At 61.0% G+C, this 16,305-nt stretch carries 15 protein-coding genes; 14 read left to right on the top strand and 1 reads right to left on the bottom strand.

All coding sequences use genetic code 11. The annotated features are described in order from the left end of the window. Positions 1-41 precede the first annotated feature (41 nt). The 8 genes from AC0IYN_RS08105 (at position 42) to AC0IYN_RS08070 (ending at position 8,692) form a co-directional block, all read left to right on the top strand. Entirely contained in the window at positions 42-377 is a 336-nt protein-coding gene (locus AC0IYN_RS08105) for a YceK/YidQ family lipoprotein (protein WP_471840997.1), read from the top strand. Positions 378-617: 240 nt separating this feature from the next. After that, on the top strand, positions 618-2,375 hold the full coding sequence (locus AC0IYN_RS08100; protein WP_471840996.1) for a carbamoyltransferase family protein: 1,758 nt from the start codon (positions 618-620) through the stop codon (positions 2,373-2,375). Continuing rightward, positions 2,359-3,489 (top strand): glycosyltransferase, encoded by a 1,131-nt coding sequence (locus tag AC0IYN_RS08095; RefSeq protein ID WP_406599755.1) that lies wholly within the window; start codon positions 2,359-2,361, stop codon positions 3,487-3,489. Before AC0IYN_RS08100 ends, AC0IYN_RS08095 begins: the two co-directional genes overlap by 17 nt. Continuing rightward, entirely contained in the window at positions 3,489-4,385 is an 897-nt protein-coding gene (locus tag AC0IYN_RS08090; RefSeq protein ID WP_406599754.1) for an antimicrobial resistance protein Mig-14, read from the top strand. Before AC0IYN_RS08095 ends, AC0IYN_RS08090 begins: the two co-directional genes overlap by 1 nt. Beyond that, the gene (locus AC0IYN_RS08085) at positions 4,382-5,791 is read left to right on the top strand and encodes a PIG-L deacetylase family protein (protein WP_457240145.1); all 1,410 of its coding nucleotides are present in this window, start codon (positions 4,382-4,384) and stop codon (positions 5,789-5,791) included. Before AC0IYN_RS08090 ends, AC0IYN_RS08085 begins: the two co-directional genes overlap by 4 nt. Further along, positions 5,791-6,747, top strand: a complete 957-nt coding sequence (locus AC0IYN_RS08080; protein ID WP_457240146.1) for a glycosyltransferase family protein — start codon at positions 5,791-5,793, stop codon at positions 6,745-6,747. Before AC0IYN_RS08085 ends, AC0IYN_RS08080 begins: the two co-directional genes overlap by 1 nt. A gap of 50 nt (positions 6,748-6,797) precedes the next feature. Continuing rightward, positions 6,798-7,559 carry a glycosyltransferase family 2 protein gene (locus tag AC0IYN_RS08075; protein ID WP_471840994.1) on the top strand — a complete coding sequence of 254 codons (762 nt, stop codon included), beginning with the start codon at positions 6,798-6,800 and terminating at the stop codon, positions 7,557-7,559. Between the two features lie 47 nt (positions 7,560-7,606). Further along, entirely contained in the window at positions 7,607-8,692 is a 1,086-nt protein-coding gene (locus AC0IYN_RS08070; protein ID WP_406599750.1) for a glycosyltransferase, read from the top strand. Here the strand turns inward: AC0IYN_RS08070 and AC0IYN_RS08065 are convergent. Continuing rightward, positions 8,681-9,247 carry a BUD32 family EKC/KEOPS complex subunit gene (locus AC0IYN_RS08065; protein ID WP_406599759.1) on the bottom strand — a complete coding sequence of 189 codons (567 nt, stop codon included), beginning with the start codon at positions 9,245-9,247 and terminating at the stop codon, positions 8,681-8,683. The genes AC0IYN_RS08070 and AC0IYN_RS08065 overlap by 12 nt on opposite strands. A gap of 148 nt (positions 9,248-9,395) precedes the next feature. Here AC0IYN_RS08065 and AC0IYN_RS08060 point away from each other — a divergent pair, with 148 nt between their 5' ends. The 6 genes from AC0IYN_RS08060 (at position 9,396) to AC0IYN_RS08035 (ending at position 16,299) form a co-directional block, all read left to right on the top strand. Further along, on the top strand, positions 9,396-10,574 hold the full coding sequence (locus tag AC0IYN_RS08060) for an O-antigen ligase family protein (protein ID WP_471840992.1): 1,179 nt from the start codon (positions 9,396-9,398) through the stop codon (positions 10,572-10,574). 9 nt (positions 10,575-10,583) lie between these two features. Continuing rightward, positions 10,584-12,392: a lipid A export permease/ATP-binding protein MsbA gene (gene msbA, locus AC0IYN_RS08055; RefSeq protein WP_471840990.1), complete on the top strand. Its 1,809-nt coding sequence runs from the start codon at positions 10,584-10,586 to the stop codon at positions 12,390-12,392. A 154-nt stretch (positions 12,393-12,546) separates the two neighbouring features. Further along, positions 12,547-13,251 (top strand): sulfotransferase family 2 domain-containing protein, encoded by a 705-nt coding sequence (locus tag AC0IYN_RS08050; RefSeq protein ID WP_406599748.1) that lies wholly within the window; start codon positions 12,547-12,549, stop codon positions 13,249-13,251. After that, positions 13,244-13,852 carry an adenylyl-sulfate kinase gene (gene cysC / locus AC0IYN_RS08045; protein WP_406599747.1) on the top strand — a complete coding sequence of 203 codons (609 nt, stop codon included), beginning with the start codon at positions 13,244-13,246 and terminating at the stop codon, positions 13,850-13,852. Before AC0IYN_RS08050 ends, cysC begins: the two co-directional genes overlap by 8 nt. 103 nt (positions 13,853-13,955) lie before the next feature. After that, entirely contained in the window at positions 13,956-15,380 is a 1,425-nt protein-coding gene (gene hldE, locus AC0IYN_RS08040) for a bifunctional D-glycero-beta-D-manno-heptose-7-phosphate kinase/D-glycero-beta-D-manno-heptose 1-phosphate adenylyltransferase HldE (protein WP_368945758.1), read from the top strand. Further along, positions 15,373-16,299: an NAD-dependent epimerase/dehydratase family protein gene (locus AC0IYN_RS08035; protein WP_406599746.1), complete on the top strand. Its 927-nt coding sequence runs from the start codon at positions 15,373-15,375 to the stop codon at positions 16,297-16,299. The genes hldE and AC0IYN_RS08035 overlap by 8 nt, the downstream gene beginning before the upstream one ends. The last annotated feature ends 6 nt before the right edge of the window (positions 16,300-16,305 follow it).

Here is a 16,305-nt window from a genome sequence, read left to right as displayed (position 1 = left end):
CGGGCCGGTGCTAGCGTGGTGAACCTTCCTGAGGACTTGCCATGGACATTAAGAAACTTGCATCACTGGGTGTCATTTCGTTATCCATCAGCGGTTGCGGCACGCTCAATACGGTGTTTCGCGAGGACGTCGCCGCTACGCGTGAACTGCGCAAGCAAAAAACCTATTGCCAATCCATTCCGCGTGTCTACAGCGGGCTGGCGTTTGATTTCTGTTTGTTGAATGCGCCGCCCGATTACACCGGTGTGCTGGTGCCGTTGGTGCTGGTGGACCTCGCCATGTCCGGCGCGGCCGACACTGTGGTGCTGCCCTATACCCTTTACCGCCAAGGCAAAGACGGCAATCTCGGTGTCTATTGGCGGCCCGGTCGCTCATGAGTCTGCACGCGCATTGCCAGTCATGCCGTGCCTGGAGCTCACCCTTATTAGGGCTGAGCGCCCTATTAATCGGTCTTTAGGTAAATTGTCCTGCTGGCAGCTCGTCATCATTTTCACTAGATCATCCCTACGGTTGTTTACGCTATAATCCCGCCCTTTAGCTGTTTCCTGCCAAGGCAGGAGGCACACTTTTTTCAGGCGCAACCCGCCTGCATGCAGACTAAAAGAGGCTAGACCCCTGTGGCATTGACGATTCTTGGCCTGTCCGGCGCCCTTAGCCATGATCCTTCCGCAGCCTTGTATATCGACGGCAAGCTGATCGCGGCCGCCGAAGAAGAGCGCTTCGTACGCGACAAACATGCAAAGAACCGCATGCCCTACGAATCGGCGAAGTTCTGCCTGGAGCAGGCCGGCATCAAGCCTTCCGACGTTGACGTGGTCGCGATTCCGTTCGCCCCGATCAGCCTGTTCGGCGAGGCCCGCTGGCACTACGCCAAGCGTTACTGGTATGCCCCGGACCGCGCCCTCGACGCGATCCTGATGGGCAACCGTCGCTACAAGCGTTATCGCAACAAGATCGTCTGGTGCCTGGAACAACTGGGCTTCGACCCGAAGAAAATCAAGATCGAGCCGGTGGAACACCACCTGGCGCACGCGTCCAGTGCCTACCACTGCTCCGGCTTCCAGGAGAAAACCGCGATCCTCGGCATCGACGGTAAGGGTGAGTACGCCACCACGTTCTTCGGCTACGGCGAAAACGGCAAGATCCACAAGATCAAGGAATTCTACGACCCGGACTCCCTGGGCGGCCTGTACGGTGCGATCACCGAGTTCCTCGGTTTCGAGATGCTCGACGGTGAGTTCAAGGTCATGGGCATGGCGCCGTATGGCGATGCCACCAAGTACGATTTCTCGCGTCTGGCCTCGTTTGAAAACGGCGAGTTGGTGATCAACACCGACTACGCCAACGTCATCGGCCTGCGCCGTTATAAAGAAAAGGGCAAGGGGTTCTACTTCTCGCCAAAACTGATCGAGTGGCTGGGGCCGAAGCGCGAAGGCGATATCGCCGACGAGCCGTACATCCATTACGCCGCCAGCATGCAGGCACTGTTCGAGAAACTGGCCCTGCAGATGATCGACCACTACCTGGGCGACATCCTGAAAGACACCGGCAAACTGGCCTTCGCCGGCGGTTGCGCGCTGAACGTCAAGCTGAACCAGAAAATCATCGCCCGTGACGACGTGAAGGAGCTGTTCGTACAGCCCGCGTCCGGCGATGCCGGCACTGCCGTCGGCGCGGCGGCCTATGTCTCTCACGCCCGTGGTGTGCCGGTCGAGAAGATGGAACACGTCTACCTCGGCCCTTCCTACAGCAACGAAGACGTGATTGCCGCGTGCGCCAAGCACGAGAGCAAGCCGAACTGGCGCAAGATCGAGAACATGCCCCAGCGCATCGCCAAGATCATGGTCGACGGCAACCCAGTGGCATGGTTCCAGGGCCGCATGGAGTTTGGTCCGCGTGCCCTGGGCGGTCGTTCGATCATCGGTTGCCCGAGCGCCACCGGCGTGGCTGACCGGATCAACCACCAGATCAAGTTCCGCGAGCGCTGGAGGCCTTTCTGCCCGTCGATGCTCGACACCGTGGCCCCGCAGATGATCAAGGTCGACCACCCGGCGCCGTTCATGACCTTCACCTTTGAAGTGGCCGAAGAGTGGAAAACCCGCGTGCCGGAAGTGGTCCATGAAGATGGCACCTCCCGTGCACAGGTGCTCAAGCGCGAATACAATCCGCGCTACTACGACATGATGAAGGAATTGGAAGTCCTCACCGGCAACGGCGTGTCCCTGAACACCTCGCTCAACCGTCGCGGCGAAGCGATGATCTGCTCGCCGACCGACGCGCTGAACATGTTCTTCGGCTCCGACCTGCAGTACCTGATCATGGAAGACATCCTGGTCGTCAAAGACGGCGTGGACCCTTATGACGCGCTCGGCTGACCGCCACGTCCTGCAGTTCTGTCATAGCTATGACGGACCGTTCCTGGACTGCGCGCGACAGTACGCCAGTTTGTTCGCAGGGTCTGGCTACAAGGTGACCACGGTGTTCCTTACCGGGGTCGCCGACCCCGAGGTGGCCGCCGGTTGTGCCAGCGATGAAGTGCTGTTCATGGAGTACAGCTCCAAGGCCGTTCGCGGCCTGAAGCTGTCGGCCATTGCGGAGCTGCGCAAGATTGCGGCATCACGCAACTTCAGTTTTTGTATTGCCCACCGTTTCAAGCCTATCTACGTGGCCTTGCTGGCCACGCGGTTGCCGGTGATCGGTGTGCATCACGCCTTTGGCGATTACCAGCGCCGCAGCCGCAAGCTGTTTGCCGGGTTTTTCCGCAAGCGCCTGAGTTTGCTGGGCGTGTCTGACGCGGTGCGTGACGACATGCGCCGCTGCCTCCCGGCCTGGCCGGCTGCACGCATCCAGACCTTGTACAACCGCATTGATGTGGACGCGCTGCAAGCCATGCAAGTGCCGGTGGATGACGCGCGTGATGCCCTTGGGCTGTCGCCGGACGAGTGGGTGGTCGGCAATGTCGGCCGCCTGCACCCGGACAAGGACCAAGCCACGCTGCTCAAGGGCTTTGCCCTGGCGCTGCCGCACCTGCCGGAGCACAGCCGATTGGCGATCCTCGGCACCGGCCGCCTGGAGCAGGACCTCAAGGAGCTGGCCCGTGAATTGGGGATTGCCGACAAGGTGTTGTTCCTTGGCCAGGTACCGGATGCGCGTCGGTATTTCCGCGCATTTGATGTGTTTGCGTTGAGTTCCGACCACGAGCCGTTCGGCATGGTGCTGCTGGAGGCCATGGCCGCTGGTGTGCCGTTGCTGGCCACGGCATGTGGTGGGGCGAAGGAAGTGGTCGAGGGCGTGGGTATCCTGTTTCCCTTGGGCGATGCCGAACACCTGGCCCAGGGGCTGCGGCACCTGGCCGCGATGGATCAGCACCAGCAACGGCAGTGTGCCGAGATGATGCTGGAACGCCTGCATGCGCGCTTTTCGGATCAGGCGGTACGCGACACTTTTTGGCAACTGCCGCACGTTATTGAACTGACCGCGGGGGCTTGATGCTCAATCGATTCCAAGGCTGGCGCGAGCGGGGCTGGTCCGTCGTGGATGCGCCTGCCTACAACGACGCCTGGCAGCGTTTTGGTGGCAGCGTCGCGACCCACCCGCAGGTGATCGAGCGCCTGGCGGGGCTCGCCGAGATCCCGGTGCGTTACCTGGCCTGGGAGCAGGGCGGCGAGCTTCAGGCGTGCATCGCGACCTGGGGACGAGACCTGGCCTTGTCCAAGGATGTGCTCAAGCAGCGCGGCAAAAAAGGCTTGTTCGACTTGGGCAACGCCGAGCTGATCCTGCCGGCGGCTGCCGATGCCAAGGCGCCACTGCGCCAGCGTGCGCGCTACCTGTCGGTGTTGAACGAAGGCCGTTTCAGTGGCCTCAAGCCCCAGGCCGAGCAACTGGCCATGGCGCGTACGCCGGAAGAGCTGTCGAAGAAATTCCGCTACAACCAACGCCGTGAACTGCGTTTGTTGGAAGAGGCGGGGGGCGTCGTGCGGCCGGTGAGTGAATTTTCCAGCCAGGAACTGGCGGCGATCTACTGCGATTTGTTCCTGCGCCGCTGGGGTTTTGTTGCCACGGGGGCCGAGCGCATGGCGGAAGTGATCGAGCTGTTGCGCGAGTGGCTGATCGGCTCGGTGATTTTTCTCAACGATGCGCCGATTGCCGTCCAGCTGGTGTACCGGGTTGAGTCGCCCGAGTGGATCAGCGTGGAGTACGTCAACGGTGGCGTGGACCCTGAAACCCGCGCGTTCAGCCCAGGCAGTGTGCTGAGTTTCTTGAACACCCAGAGTGCCTGGGAACAGGCGCGCGAGGCCGGCAAGCCGCTGCGTTTCTCCTTCGGTCGCGCCGACCGGGAGTACAAGGACCGGTGGTGCAACCCCGTGCCGGTGCTGAGCGTATGAGCCGCAAACAGCAATTGCTCAAGCGCCACCGCCGCAACAAGCGCATTGGCCTGTTGGTTGGCTTGTTACTGCTGGTGGTGATCGGTATCTGGGTGGCCTGGTGGCTGCCGTTTGTGCTCGGCGTACTGGCCTGGGTTGCCCACGAGGCGTGGTTTGCCGACCACCTGTTTTATGCCCCCAACGAAGACTATCAATACCGCTTTTCGGCAGATGCCGAGGTGGGTGCGGTTCGCTTGGAGGGCGGGCGATTGCTGGTTGATTCGGCCCTGGATGCTGATGCGACGTTGGTGTTGGCCATCCGCGTCAAGAGCCGTTGGCTGGGGCGTTTTTTGGACCCGGCCATTGAACTGTCGGGCGGTACAAGTACCGATCGGCAAGTGTTCGAACGTGGCGTGAACGGCGTTCGTTATCTCAATCTCAGTGGTTTGGCGCCCGCCTTGGTGGCCGGTGAATTGCGTTTGCGCGGGCGCTTTTGCCGACTGCTGGGCGCGCCCCGGCTGTGGGCGTGGGCCACTGCGGATTATGCGGCACAACGGGTGATGGTAATCGCCCCCCACGCCGACGACGCCGAGTTGGCCGCGTTTGGTCTTTACAGCCAGGCCGACAAACCCTGGATCGTGACCCTCACCGCCGGTGAGATCGAAGCAGAACACTATCAGCACATGGGCTTGGACCCGGCCGAAGCCTCGCGCCTCAAGGGGCGCCTGCGCGCCTGGGACAGCATCGCCGTACCCCGCTGGGCCGGGGTGCCCGAAGCGCATTGCGTGCAGCTCGGTTACTTCTGCCTGCAATTGCCCGCGATGCGCGCGACGCCGGATCAACCGGTGGCCTCACGCGAAGCGAACCTCTCGGATATCCGCCTGTTCCGCCAGTTCAACCCGTTTCCGCTGCCGGCTGACGTGGATGGCCTGCCCACTTGGAACAACCTGCTGGCCGACCTGCGCCAATTGCTGCTCACAGCACGTCCCGAAGTGATCGTGTTGCCCCATCCGGTTATCGACCCACACCCCGATCACATCTGCGCGCAGCAGGCGGTAATCGAAGCCCTGCAAGGGCTGGAATGGCAACCGACGACCGTACTGGGCTACGCCAACCACCTGCATGACAACGACCGCTGGCCCATGGGCGATGCCGGCGCCGGTATTGCGTTGCCGCCGCAGTTCGATGAGGGGCTGGAGTTGACACCGTGCAGCCTGTCGTTGTCGTTGGAGCAACAGCGCGACAAGGCCATGGCACTGGGCATGATGCATGATCTGCAACCTGCGCCACCGCTCAAGCGCCGTGTACGGCGCTGGCTGCAACGTGTGTTGGCGGGCCGTGCGCAGTCGCCCTACGGTGAGAACGAGTTTTTCCGCAAGGCCGTACGACGGCATGAGTTGTTCTGGCGTTTGGGAAAGGATAAGTAATGAAAGTCTTGTTTCTGGTGCAGAAAGAGCAGCGCGCCATTCTGGATCGCTTGTACGAAGGCGTGGCCGATCATTGTGAATGTGATATCCGCTGGTTAAGCAGTGACGAGCAACGCAACCTGCGTGGATACTTCCGGCGCGAAGTCGACGTGGCCCGTTACGACCGCATCGTGTTCTTCCTGCGTTTCAAGCAGGAGATCCGCCAGGCCGGGTTTATTCGTACGATCCCGAACCTGGTGATCCTAGAGCACGATGCCTACCAGAACTATATTCCCTGCAAGTACACCGGCAAGTTCAGTGCGCATTACCGCCGCCTGCCGTGGGCGCGGGTGATCAGCTCCGGCTACATGGTGACCGAACGCCTGCGTGCCGAAGGCTTTGACGCAGTGTTTGTGCCCAAGGGCTATGATCAGGCGCTGCTGCAGCCACAGGAACGTGTGCGTGATATCGAGCTGGCGTTTGTCGGCAGTACCAATAGCGTGGCCTACAGTGGCCGCAAGGCACTGCTCGATGAGTTGGCACAGGTTGAACCTTTGGTGGTTACGCGCACCAAATCCGGCGAGGAATACTGCGCCACACTCAACCGGATTCGTTTCTTCGTCAGTGCCGATGTGGGCATGGGCGAGTACATGATCAAGAACTTCGAGGCCATGGCCTGTGGTTGCGTGTTGCTGGCGTTTGATCAGGGCGCTGAGGAAAATGCGGCCCTCGGTTTCGTAGACATGGTCAATGTGGTGTTCTACAAGGACATCCCGCAGTTGCAGGAAAAACTCGCCGTGTTACGGTCGAACCCGCAGTTGGCGACCGATATTGCACGCAGTGGGCAGGAGCTGGCTGTCAGCCAGTTCAGCTTTGCCCGTATCGGCCAGCGGATTGTCGACGTGCTTGAACCGCCCTTGCGGCCGCGTGCTCCACTGAGTCTGTTGGAAAGGTTGCGCTCGAAGCTGGGCGTTTGATGTCAGCCAAATGCCACAAGTGATGGCTATATGATATTATCGAGGCTTGAATGCAATTCTCCGATCAAAGCGACATAACGCTCGTGGTGACCAGTTGCGGTCGCTTCGATTTGTTGAAGCGCACGCTCGCGAGCTTCGATCTGTTCAATACGGCGGACATACGCGAAGTCTTCATCACCGAAGACTCCGGCGACGATGCCGTGCGCCTTGCGGTTCCAGAGCACTGGCACAGTCATTGCAATTTCTTGATCAATCGTCCGAAGCTTGGGCAGTTGGCATCTATCGACCTGGCCTACGAGTCGGTCAAGACCCCCTACATTTTCCATTGCGAGGATGACTGGGCGTTTTATCGACCCGGCTTTGTCGAGGACTCCAAGACGGTACTGGAGCAGCGACCCGATATTTTGCAGGTGTGGTTACGCAACTACGTTTACGACTTGCAGGTGCACAGTCCCTATATCCATCTGGGGCCGCGTGAAGTAGTTGGAGGGGTGCCGTGTTATCCCCTGCTGTCCGACAAGCCTGAGTGGCAGGGTTTTTCACTGAACCCGGGGTTGCGACGCATCAAGGAATATCGGTTGTGCGCGCCCTATGCCGGGTTCGAGGGTGAGAAGGGGCTTTCCAAGCGTTACGCGCAGCTGAACCTGGGCGCCGTGACCCTGGAGGGTGATGCGGTGTTGCATACCGGTTTCGGTCTGCATGTGGCAACGGCAGAAGAACGCCTGACCAAGACGCGCCGCAAGCGGCGAGAGCGGATCAAGTTGGCGGCCATGCTGATACTGGGACTGGGTATCGGCTGGTTGATCCATTAGTTGCGTACGACAAGCCAACCTAACGCCGCAAAAGGTCATTTTTACTGATGAGTATCCTCAACATCATGTGGGCCGGTGGTTCTGCATTCGCTTCGGTGCAGAAGGTTCATCAACAGATACTGTCTCATGCCATCTGCCATGGGCCGATCAACACCTGGCTGCTTCAAGGCGGTGCGCAGGAGGGTGAGTCGGTTCGCGAGTGGAACCTGTCTTCCGCCCAACTCAAGGGGCGGCATCTTTGGAAGCTGTTGGCGCCCCTGATGCGCGCGCGTTTTCACAAAGCGCTGCCCGAGGATGTGGAAATTGTATTGCTGGATGGGGTGGGCGTTGCCCGGGTGATGTTGCCGGTGCTCAAGCGCACGCCGCAGGTGCGGGCCGTGGTTGTCTTTCATGGTGCAACGCGCTTGCGAAAGGCCGACCGCAAGCTGGTCGACCAATTTCCGGCTTCACACTTGACCCTCGCTGCCGTCTCGCAAACCCTGGCCCACTCCCTTGAACACTACCTGCAACGGCCCGTCGCGGTGCTGCGCAGCGCTTTTGACCCGGTGGCATTTCGTGCTGCCGCGCTTTCCCGGGAGCAGGCGCGGTCGCGTCTGGACCTGCCCCTGGAAGGCTCGCCGGTGCTGGGCGCCGTCGGTCGCTTGGTGGACGGCAAGGGATTTGGCTGTTTGCTTGAGGCGTTTGCCGGTGTGTTGGCCCATCAGCCGCAGGCGCGCTTGGTGATTGTTGGCGAGGGGCCGGCCAGGTCTACCCTTGAGGCGCGTATCCAAGAGCTGGGTTTGCAGGGCAAGGTGTCGTTGCCAGGTCACCTTCCGGAAGCCGCGACCCTGTACCGGGCGTTTGACTGGGTGGCCATCCCGTCGACGGAAGAGGGGCTGGGGTTGATCCTACAAGAGGCGGTGATGGCCGGTGTACCGGTACTGACCAGTGAGTTGGCGGTGTTCCGTGAGCAGTTGGCGGATGCCGGCTGGTATGCCCCATCAGACGATGTGCAGGCTTGGGCGCACCTGATGGAGCGGGCATTCGCTGCCTCGTCAGGGGAAGTGCTGGAGGCTCAATCGCGGGCGCTAGCGCCAGAGCAGGCTTGGAAGGATTTCAGTGAAACCTCCCAGCGCCTGTTTTCATGCCGCTAGCAGCGCCTGCTCCAGCGCTTGCATTGGAAAGCGTTCGTTCAGCTTCTCGCGCGCAATATAACGTGCGAAATGCTGCAAGTTGCGCCGTGCGAGTTCAGGGTTGAGCGGGGCGCGCAGAAAACGCATATCGGCCACATCGATCAGCCCCATTTCATTGTCAGGCGTGACAACAATATTGCCCAGGTGCAGGGAGCGAAAGTAGATGCCAGCACCGTGCAGGCGGCGAATGAGGGCCACCAGCGGGTCGAGGTTGGATTGCCAGTCAAAGCCTTCCTTGTTGGAAATCTGGCGCAACGTTTCCCCTGGCAGTGGGCGATACAACACCGCCGTCATGCCCGGCGCAGCCAACTGATAGAACGCAAGGACGGTCAATGTGGGGATGCCACGCTGTTGCAGTTGCGCCACGTTGTCGATGAAACGTTTGGAGTAAGGACGAAACAGTGCCGATGAAAACAGACGTTTACGGCGAAACAGTTTAAGCATGTTCCCGTCTGCCAACAGGTAGACTTTGGCGCCGTAGCTGTCCTTTTCGAGGATCTTGGCGCCTTCAATCATCGCGGTTAAATCGGCTTGGGGAAGCCTTGAACATTGCATCGTCGGAAAGCCTTGTGGGAGTCGCGGGCACAGTGATCGGCAATAATGCCGAAAGTTTTGGGTTTTAACCATGCCGGGTTGGCGGGTTGGACGTATTCAGGAGCGGGTGATGCAAGCAAGTCGTTGGGCGCAGGTATGGATGATTTTCGGTTTACTGTGGTTTTTGCTGGCGATTGCCTTTGCACCCACCAACAAGATTTATCAACAAGGCCTGACCCTGTTTCTGTGGTTGCCGGCCGTGGTGTTTGCCTGGTCGGCGCGTGAACGGCTCAAGGACGTCTGGCGTGAGCAGCGTTGGATCTGCCTGATGGTTGCCGCAATGGCGGTCTGGGGGGCGATCAGTTTGCTGTGGACCAACGCCGAAGACCCTTCGCGCGAGGCCAAGCGCCTTCTGTATATAGGCATGTTCCTGCTGTTCTTCCCGGTGTTTGCCTGCGGGCAAAGCGAGCGCGTCATTCGCGTGATGCAGTGGGGTGGTTTCGGGCTGGGCTTGTCATCACTGGTCGCAATCATCAAGTTCTATGGCCTTGAGCATAATGCCTGGTCTGCGCGTCTTGAGGGCTTGGGGCAATTGTCCCACCCGATCCTGGGCGCCTATGTGATTGGCCTGGCCGCGGTCTGGTTGCTGCATTGGCTGCCCCGTGGGCGCTGGATGCAAGTGGCGTGGGTGCTGTCCATCGGGTTGCTCGGGCTGTTTGTGGTCCTGAGTCAAAGCCGTGGCGCTGCGCTGGCGTTGCTGTTGACGGTGGTGGCGATGCCGGCGTGGTGCCGTGATCGACGGACTACCGTGATCGCAGCGGGCGCAGTGTTGGCGGCGCTGGCAGTGTTCTTCGCCATGCAATCGCTGATGCTGGCTCGCGGCGTCTCTTATCGACCTCAGATATTTATGTCCGCCATGCAGATGATTGCCGAACACCCGTGGACCGGACTGGGGTTGGGCGGGGACTATAAAGTATTGGCTGACGGCGTGTATTTCGACCACGCCCACAACCTGTTCTCCCACGTCGCCATCGAGCTGGGCCTGCCCGGCCTGTTGCTGTGGTGCGGGCTCTGGTTCGGTGTGTTGTGGCAAGCCTGGAAAGCCCGCGACACGCTCTACGGCAAGGGCATCATCGGTATGTGGGTGTTTTCGTTCCTGGCCATGCAGTTCGACGCGGCCAGCCTGACGGGCACCCCACGGGCCGAGTGGTTTATCTCGTGGCTGCCGATTGCGCTGGCCAGTGTCTTGGTCTGGGCTCGGGCCAACCCCGAAGCATGTGATAAAGTTCGCGTCCTACCCAATCAGTGAGCTCGACACATGAGTGACGCACCGCCAAAAGCGGACCAGGAATCCAGCCTGAAAATCTATTTCCGGCTGCTGGGCTATGTGAAACCGTACATCGGCATGTTCATGCTGAGTATCGTGGGCTTCGTGATTTTTGCTTCCACCCAGCCGATGCTCGCCGGGATCCTCAAGTACTTCGTGGATGGCTTGAGCAATCCCGACGTGGTGTTCCTGCCCAAGATCCCGTTGTTCAAGGACCTGAAACTGCTGATGGCCGTGCCGTTGCTGATCATTCTGATCGCCGCGTGGCAGGGCCTCGGTTCGTTCCTGGGCAACTACTACCTGGCCAAGGTTTCCCTGGGCCTGGTGCATGACCTGCGGGTCCAGTTGTTCAACAAGCTGTTGGTGCTGCCCAACCGTTATTTCGACACGCATAACTCCGGGCACCTGATTTCCCGCATCACCTTCAACGTGACCATGGTCACCGGCGCCGCCACGGACGCGATCAAAGTGGTGATCCGCGAAGGCCTGACCGTGGTGTTCCTGTTCGGCTACCTGTTGTGGATGAACTGGAAGCTGACCCTGGTGATGCTGGCGATCCTCCCGCTGATTGCGATCATGGTGGGCAGCACCAGCAAGAAATTCCGCAAGCAGAGCAAGAAGATCCAGGTGGCAATGGGCGACGTCACCCACGTGGCCTCGGAAACCATCCAGGGCTACCGCGTGGTGCGCAGCTTTGGCGGCGAAGGCTACGAAGAACGCCGTTTTGCCGCGGCCAGCCAGGGCAACACCGACAAACAACTGCGCATGAACAAGACCGGCGCGGTCTACACGCCGATGCTGCAGCTGGTGATCTACACCGCCATGGCCGCACTGATGTTTTTGGTCCTGCTGCTGCGTGGCGACGCCACGGCCGGTGACCTGGTGGCCTACATCACCGCAGCGGGCCTGCTGCCCAAGCCGATCCGCCAGTTGTCGGAAGTCAGCTCGACGATCCAGAAGGGCGTTGCCGGCGCAGAAAGCATCTTCGAACAGTTGGACGAAGAGCCGGAAGTCGACGGCGGCACCGTGGAGCGTGATCGCGTCAGCGGCCGCCTGGACGTGCGTAACCTCAGCTTCACCTACCCGGGTGCCGAGCGCGAAGTGCTGAAGAACATCAGCTTCACCGCAGAGCCTGGGCAGATGATCGCCCTGGTCGGGCGCTCGGGCAGTGGCAAGTCGACACTGGCCAGCCTGATCCCGCGTTTCTACCACCACGAAACCGGGGAAATCCTGCTGGACGAGGTCGAGATCGAAGACTACCGCCTGCGCAACCTGCGCCGGCACGTGGCCCAGGTCACCCAGCACGTCACCCTGTTCAACGACACCGTGGCCAATAACATCGCCTACGGCGACCTAGCGGGAGCACCGCGTGCGGACATCGAAAAAGCCGCCACCGATGCCTATGCCATGGACTTCATCGCCGAGCTGCCCAAAGGCCTTGACACTGAAGTCGGTGAAAACGGCGTGCTGCTGTCCGGCGGCCAGCGTCAGCGCTTGGCCATCGCCCGCGCGCTGCTGAAAAATGCCCCGCTGCTGATCCTGGACGAAGCGACGTCGGCACTCGACACCGAGTCCGAGCGCCACATTCAGGCCGCGCTGGACAAGGTCATGAAGGGCCGCACCACCCTGGTGATCGCGCACCGGCTGTCCACCATCGAGAAAGCCGACATGATCCTGGTGATGGACCACGGTGAAATTGTCGAGCGTGGTACACATGTGGAGCTGCTGGCCATGGGCGGGTATTACTCGCGTCTGCACGCCATGGGCCTGGATGAACCGGTTACAGCCAACATCACCTGATGTAGATCGGGGCGCGCAATGCGCCCCGGTGTTTGTATCTGGCCCCTTACAGGCTTGACCAAAGCCAAATAATTCGCTGCCTATCGTTTGTTATGTTGGCCTTCTCGATTCGATTGACGAACGAGAGGGCTAACCTTCTTGCGTGGGTAATGGAATGTTGCAACGTCTGTTCTGGAAACTGCTTCCCAAGCCCCAGCGGGTGTTTTTGCTGGGGCGTTTGTCGGTGGTGGATCGCCAGGCGGTGAATAAATCCCTGTCTGGGGTGACCACCCTTCCGCGCGCTTTCGAACAACACAACTGCGTGTTCATTCATGTGCCCAAATGCGCAGGCAGCAGTGTCTGCTCGGCGCTGCTCGATGGGCGTTGGCCGGGGCATCTGCCGTACTACTGGTACCAGCAGCAATTCCCTGAACACTGCGCGCGCAGTTTCAAGTTCGCCTTTGTGCGTGATCCGTTGGAGCGCGCCTATTCGGCCTACACCTACCTGCGCAGTAACCACATGGGCGTGCGCGACCTGCAGGCTCAGGCACTCGTCAGCAGCTACCGGGACTTCGATGATTTTGTCGGCAACTGGTTGCACCCGGACAACCTGCGCCGCCAGTTGCACTTTGCACCCCAGACCGATTTCCTGACCGATCACATGGGGCGCATGGCCATGGACTTTCTCGGGCGCCAGGAATCCCTGGAGCAAGACTTCCAGCAGTTGTGCGAACGCCTCGGCGTGACCTCGTCGCTGCCCCATCTCAATGTTTCACTCGGGCGGCGCAGCGAGCCGGTCAGGGAGTTCTGCAGCCTGCGTACGCGCCGCCTGGTCCGGCGCGCCTATCAACGTGACTACGAGGTCCTGGGATATGAATAGTCAGTCGCTTTCCCGTGGTTCTGCTTCCATCCGTCCGTTCGCCTTGTCGTTGTCGGTGGCCGCGCGGGCGGCGCTCAAGCATCAGCAGCCTTGCTGCCTGTGGCTGACCGGGTTGTCCGGCTCCGGCAAGTCGACCCTGGCCAACGCCCTGGAAGTGCAGCTCAACGAGCAGGGGCGACATACCTTCGTGCTCGACGGCGATAACTTGCGCACCGGTTTGTGCAATGACCTGGGCATGAGCGACGCGGCGCGCAAGGAAAACATCCGGCGTATCGGCGAAGTGGCGCGGTTGATGGTGGACGCAGGATTGATCGTGATCGTCTCGGCGATTTCCCCGTTCAGCGCCGACCGGGCGAGCGCCAAGGCGCTTTTCGGGCCAGGGCAGTTCTTCGAGGTCTACATCAGCACACCATTCGATGTGTGTGCACGGCGAGATCCCAAAGGCTTGTACCGCGCGGCGTTGGAAGGGCGCATCAAAGCCTTCACGGGGCTGGACAGCCCTTATCAGGCACCGGAGGCGGCTGACTGCGAAATCAACACCGATGAGGTCGAGCTGGCCGACGCGGTGGAGCATATCCTGGCGGTGCTGTTTAAAAAATAACCAGAAACCTCCCGTGATGCATCCCGGATAAAGCTCTCGAACTAGGCGGCGCTCACCCTGTGCTAATATCGCGCCCCTGTTCATTTTGTATGTGGGTTGCTCCATGAAGTTGTCCATGCCGCGATTCGATCAAGCCCCTGTCTTGGTGGTCGGCGATGTCATGCTCGACCGTTACTGGCATGGCGGTACCTCACGGATTTCCCCTGAGGCGCCGGTACCGGTCGTCAAGGTCGAGCAAATCGAAGACCGTCCAGGTGGCGCTGCCAACGTTGCCCTCAATATTGCCGCGCTCGGCGCCCCGGCCTCCCTGGTCGGCGTGACCGGCGACGACGAAGCCGCCGACAGCCTGGCCAACAGCCTGCGCGGTGCTGGCGTGCGCGCGCTGTTCCAGCGCATCGCCCACCAGCCGACCATCGTCAAGCTGCGGGTGATGAGCCGTCACCAGCAATTGCTGCGTATCGATTTCGAAGAACCCTTTGCCACCGACGCCCTGGCCCTGAGCGGTCAGGTCGACGAGCTGCTCGAAGGCATCAAGGTGCTGGTGTTGTCCGACTACGGCAAAGGCGCCTTGAGGAACCACCAGGCACTGATCCAGGCCGCCAAGGCCAAGGGCATCCCTGTATTGGCCGATCCCAAGGGCAAGGATTTCTCGATTTATCGCGGAGCCAGCCTGATCACGCCTAATCTCAGCGAGTTCGAAGCCATCGTCGGCGGTTGCGCCGATGAGCACGACCTGGTGACCAAGGGCGCGGCACTGATGGCCGACCTCGACCTGGGCGCCTTGCTGGTGACCCGTGGCGAGCACGGCATGACCCTGCTGCGTCCCGGCCACCCGGCGATGCACCTGCCGGCACGGGCCCGTGAAGTGTTCGACGTCACGGGCGCCGGTGACACCGTGATTTCCACCCTGGCCGCCTCGATTGCGGCGGGTGAAGAACTGCCCCACGCCGTGGCCCTGGCCAACCTGGCGGCGGGCATCGTGGTGGGCAAGTTGGGTACCGCTGCCATCAGCGCGCCTGAATTGCGCCGTGCGATCCAGCGCTCCGAAGGCTCGGAGCGCGGTGTGCTGACCATCGAGCAACTGCTGCTGGCGATTGATGATGCTCGCGCTCACAACGAAAGCATTGTGTTCACCAACGGTTGCTTCGACATCCTCCACGCCGGCCACGTGACTTACCTGGAGCAGGCGCGCGCCCAAGGCGATCGCCTGATCGTCGCGGTCAACGACGATGCGTCGGTGAGCCGCCTGAAAGGCCCTGGCCGCCCGATCAACAGTGTCGACCGTCGCATGGCCGTGCTGGCGGGCCTGGGTGCGGTGGACTGGGTGATCAGCTTCCCTGAAGCGACCCCGGAAAACCTGCTGGCCCAGGTCAAGCCGGACGTGCTGGTCAAGGGTGGCGACTACTCCGTCGACCAAGTCGTGGGGGCGGATATCGTCAGCGCCTACGGCGGCAAGGTCAAGGTGCTGGGCCTGGTCGAGAACAGCTCGACCACCGCCATTGTCGAGAAGATCCGAAACAATGAATAAGCAGGTTCTGATCACCGGCGGTGCGGGTTTTATCGGCTCGCACCTGGTCGATGCGCTGCTCGCCAAAGGCTACGGTGTGCGGGTGCTGGATAACCTGTCCACCGGCAAGCGCAGCAACCTGCCGTTGGACAACCCGCGCGTCGAACTGCTGGAAGGTGACGTGGCCGATGCCGACCTGGTAGCCCATGCTGCCGTCGGCGCAACGGCGGTGGTGCACCTGGCGGCAGTGGCTTCGGTGCAGGCGTCGGTGGATGACCCGGTCAGCACGCACCAGAGCAATTTCGTCGGCACCCTGAATGTCTGCGAAGCCATGCGCAAGGCCGGCGTCAAACGTGTGGTGTATGCCTCCAGCGCCGCGGTCTATGGCAACAATGGCGAAGGCGCTTCGATTGACGAAGAGACCACCAAGGCGCCGTTGACGCCCTATGCGTCCGACAAATTGGCCAGCGAGCACTACTTCGACTTCTACCGCCGCCAGCATGGCCTGGAGCCGGTGATCTTCCGTTTCTTCAATATCTTCGGGCCACGCCAGGACCCGTCATCGCCGTACTCCGGTGTGATCAGTATCTTCAGCGAGCGCGTGCAGCAGGGCGTGCCGATTGCCGTGTTTGGCGATGGTGAGCAAACCCGTGACTTCATGTACGTGAAGGACCTGGTGGATGTGCTGGTGCAGGCCATCGAAGCGCCGGCTGCGCCGCTTGGCGCAATCAATGTCGGCTGGAACCGCACCACGACGCTCAAGGACGTACTGCAAGCCCTGGAAGAAATCGTCGGCAAGTTGCCGGCCGTGACTTACGGGCCCGCACGCTCTGGGGATATCCGGCATTCGCGGGCGAATAACCAGCGCTTGCTGGCAAGCTTTACACTGCCCGAGCCCACACCCCTGAAGGTTGGCCTCGCACGCCTACTCAACATCTGACCCCCG

The organism is Pseudomonas sp. AC112, from assembly GCF_979253545.1.
The sequence above is the reverse complement of the archived record's forward strand: the minus strand, read 5'-3'. Positions and strand labels throughout refer to the sequence as shown.

What these genes read in the sequence shown, in the direction of transcription:
- AC0IYN_RS08085 (WP_457240145.1), top strand. Translation starts at nt 4,382, where the DNA reads ATGAGCCGCAAACAGCAATTGCTCAAGCGCCACCGCCGCAACAAGCGC.
- AC0IYN_RS08070 (WP_406599750.1), top strand. Translation starts at nt 7,607, where the DNA reads ATGAGTATCCTCAACATCATGTGGGCCGGTGGTTCTGCATTCGCTTCG.
- cysC (WP_406599747.1), top strand. Translation starts at nt 13,244, where the DNA reads ATGAATAGTCAGTCGCTTTCCCGTGGTTCTGCTTCCATCCGTCCGTTC.
- AC0IYN_RS08065 (WP_406599759.1), bottom strand. Translation starts at nt 9,247, where the DNA reads ATGATTGAAGGCGCCAAGATCCTCGAAAAGGACAGCTACGGCGCCAAA.
- msbA (WP_471840990.1), top strand. Translation starts at nt 10,584, where the DNA reads ATGAGTGACGCACCGCCAAAAGCGGACCAGGAATCCAGCCTGAAAATC.
- AC0IYN_RS08050 (WP_406599748.1), top strand. Translation starts at nt 12,547, where the DNA reads ATGTTGCAACGTCTGTTCTGGAAACTGCTTCCCAAGCCCCAGCGGGTG.
- AC0IYN_RS08035 (WP_406599746.1), top strand. Translation starts at nt 15,373, where the DNA reads ATGAATAAGCAGGTTCTGATCACCGGCGGTGCGGGTTTTATCGGCTCG.
- AC0IYN_RS08095 (WP_406599755.1), top strand. Translation starts at nt 2,359, where the DNA reads ATGACGCGCTCGGCTGACCGCCACGTCCTGCAGTTCTGTCATAGCTAT.
- AC0IYN_RS08075 (WP_471840994.1), top strand. Translation starts at nt 6,798, where the DNA reads ATGCAATTCTCCGATCAAAGCGACATAACGCTCGTGGTGACCAGTTGC.
- hldE (WP_368945758.1), top strand. Translation starts at nt 13,956, where the DNA reads ATGAAGTTGTCCATGCCGCGATTCGATCAAGCCCCTGTCTTGGTGGTC.
- AC0IYN_RS08080 (WP_457240146.1), top strand. Translation starts at nt 5,791, where the DNA reads ATGAAAGTCTTGTTTCTGGTGCAGAAAGAGCAGCGCGCCATTCTGGAT.
- AC0IYN_RS08090 (WP_406599754.1), top strand. Translation starts at nt 3,489, where the DNA reads ATGCTCAATCGATTCCAAGGCTGGCGCGAGCGGGGCTGGTCCGTCGTG.
- AC0IYN_RS08060 (WP_471840992.1), top strand. Translation starts at nt 9,396, where the DNA reads ATGCAAGCAAGTCGTTGGGCGCAGGTATGGATGATTTTCGGTTTACTG.
- AC0IYN_RS08105 (WP_471840997.1), top strand. Translation starts at nt 42, where the DNA reads ATGGACATTAAGAAACTTGCATCACTGGGTGTCATTTCGTTATCCATC.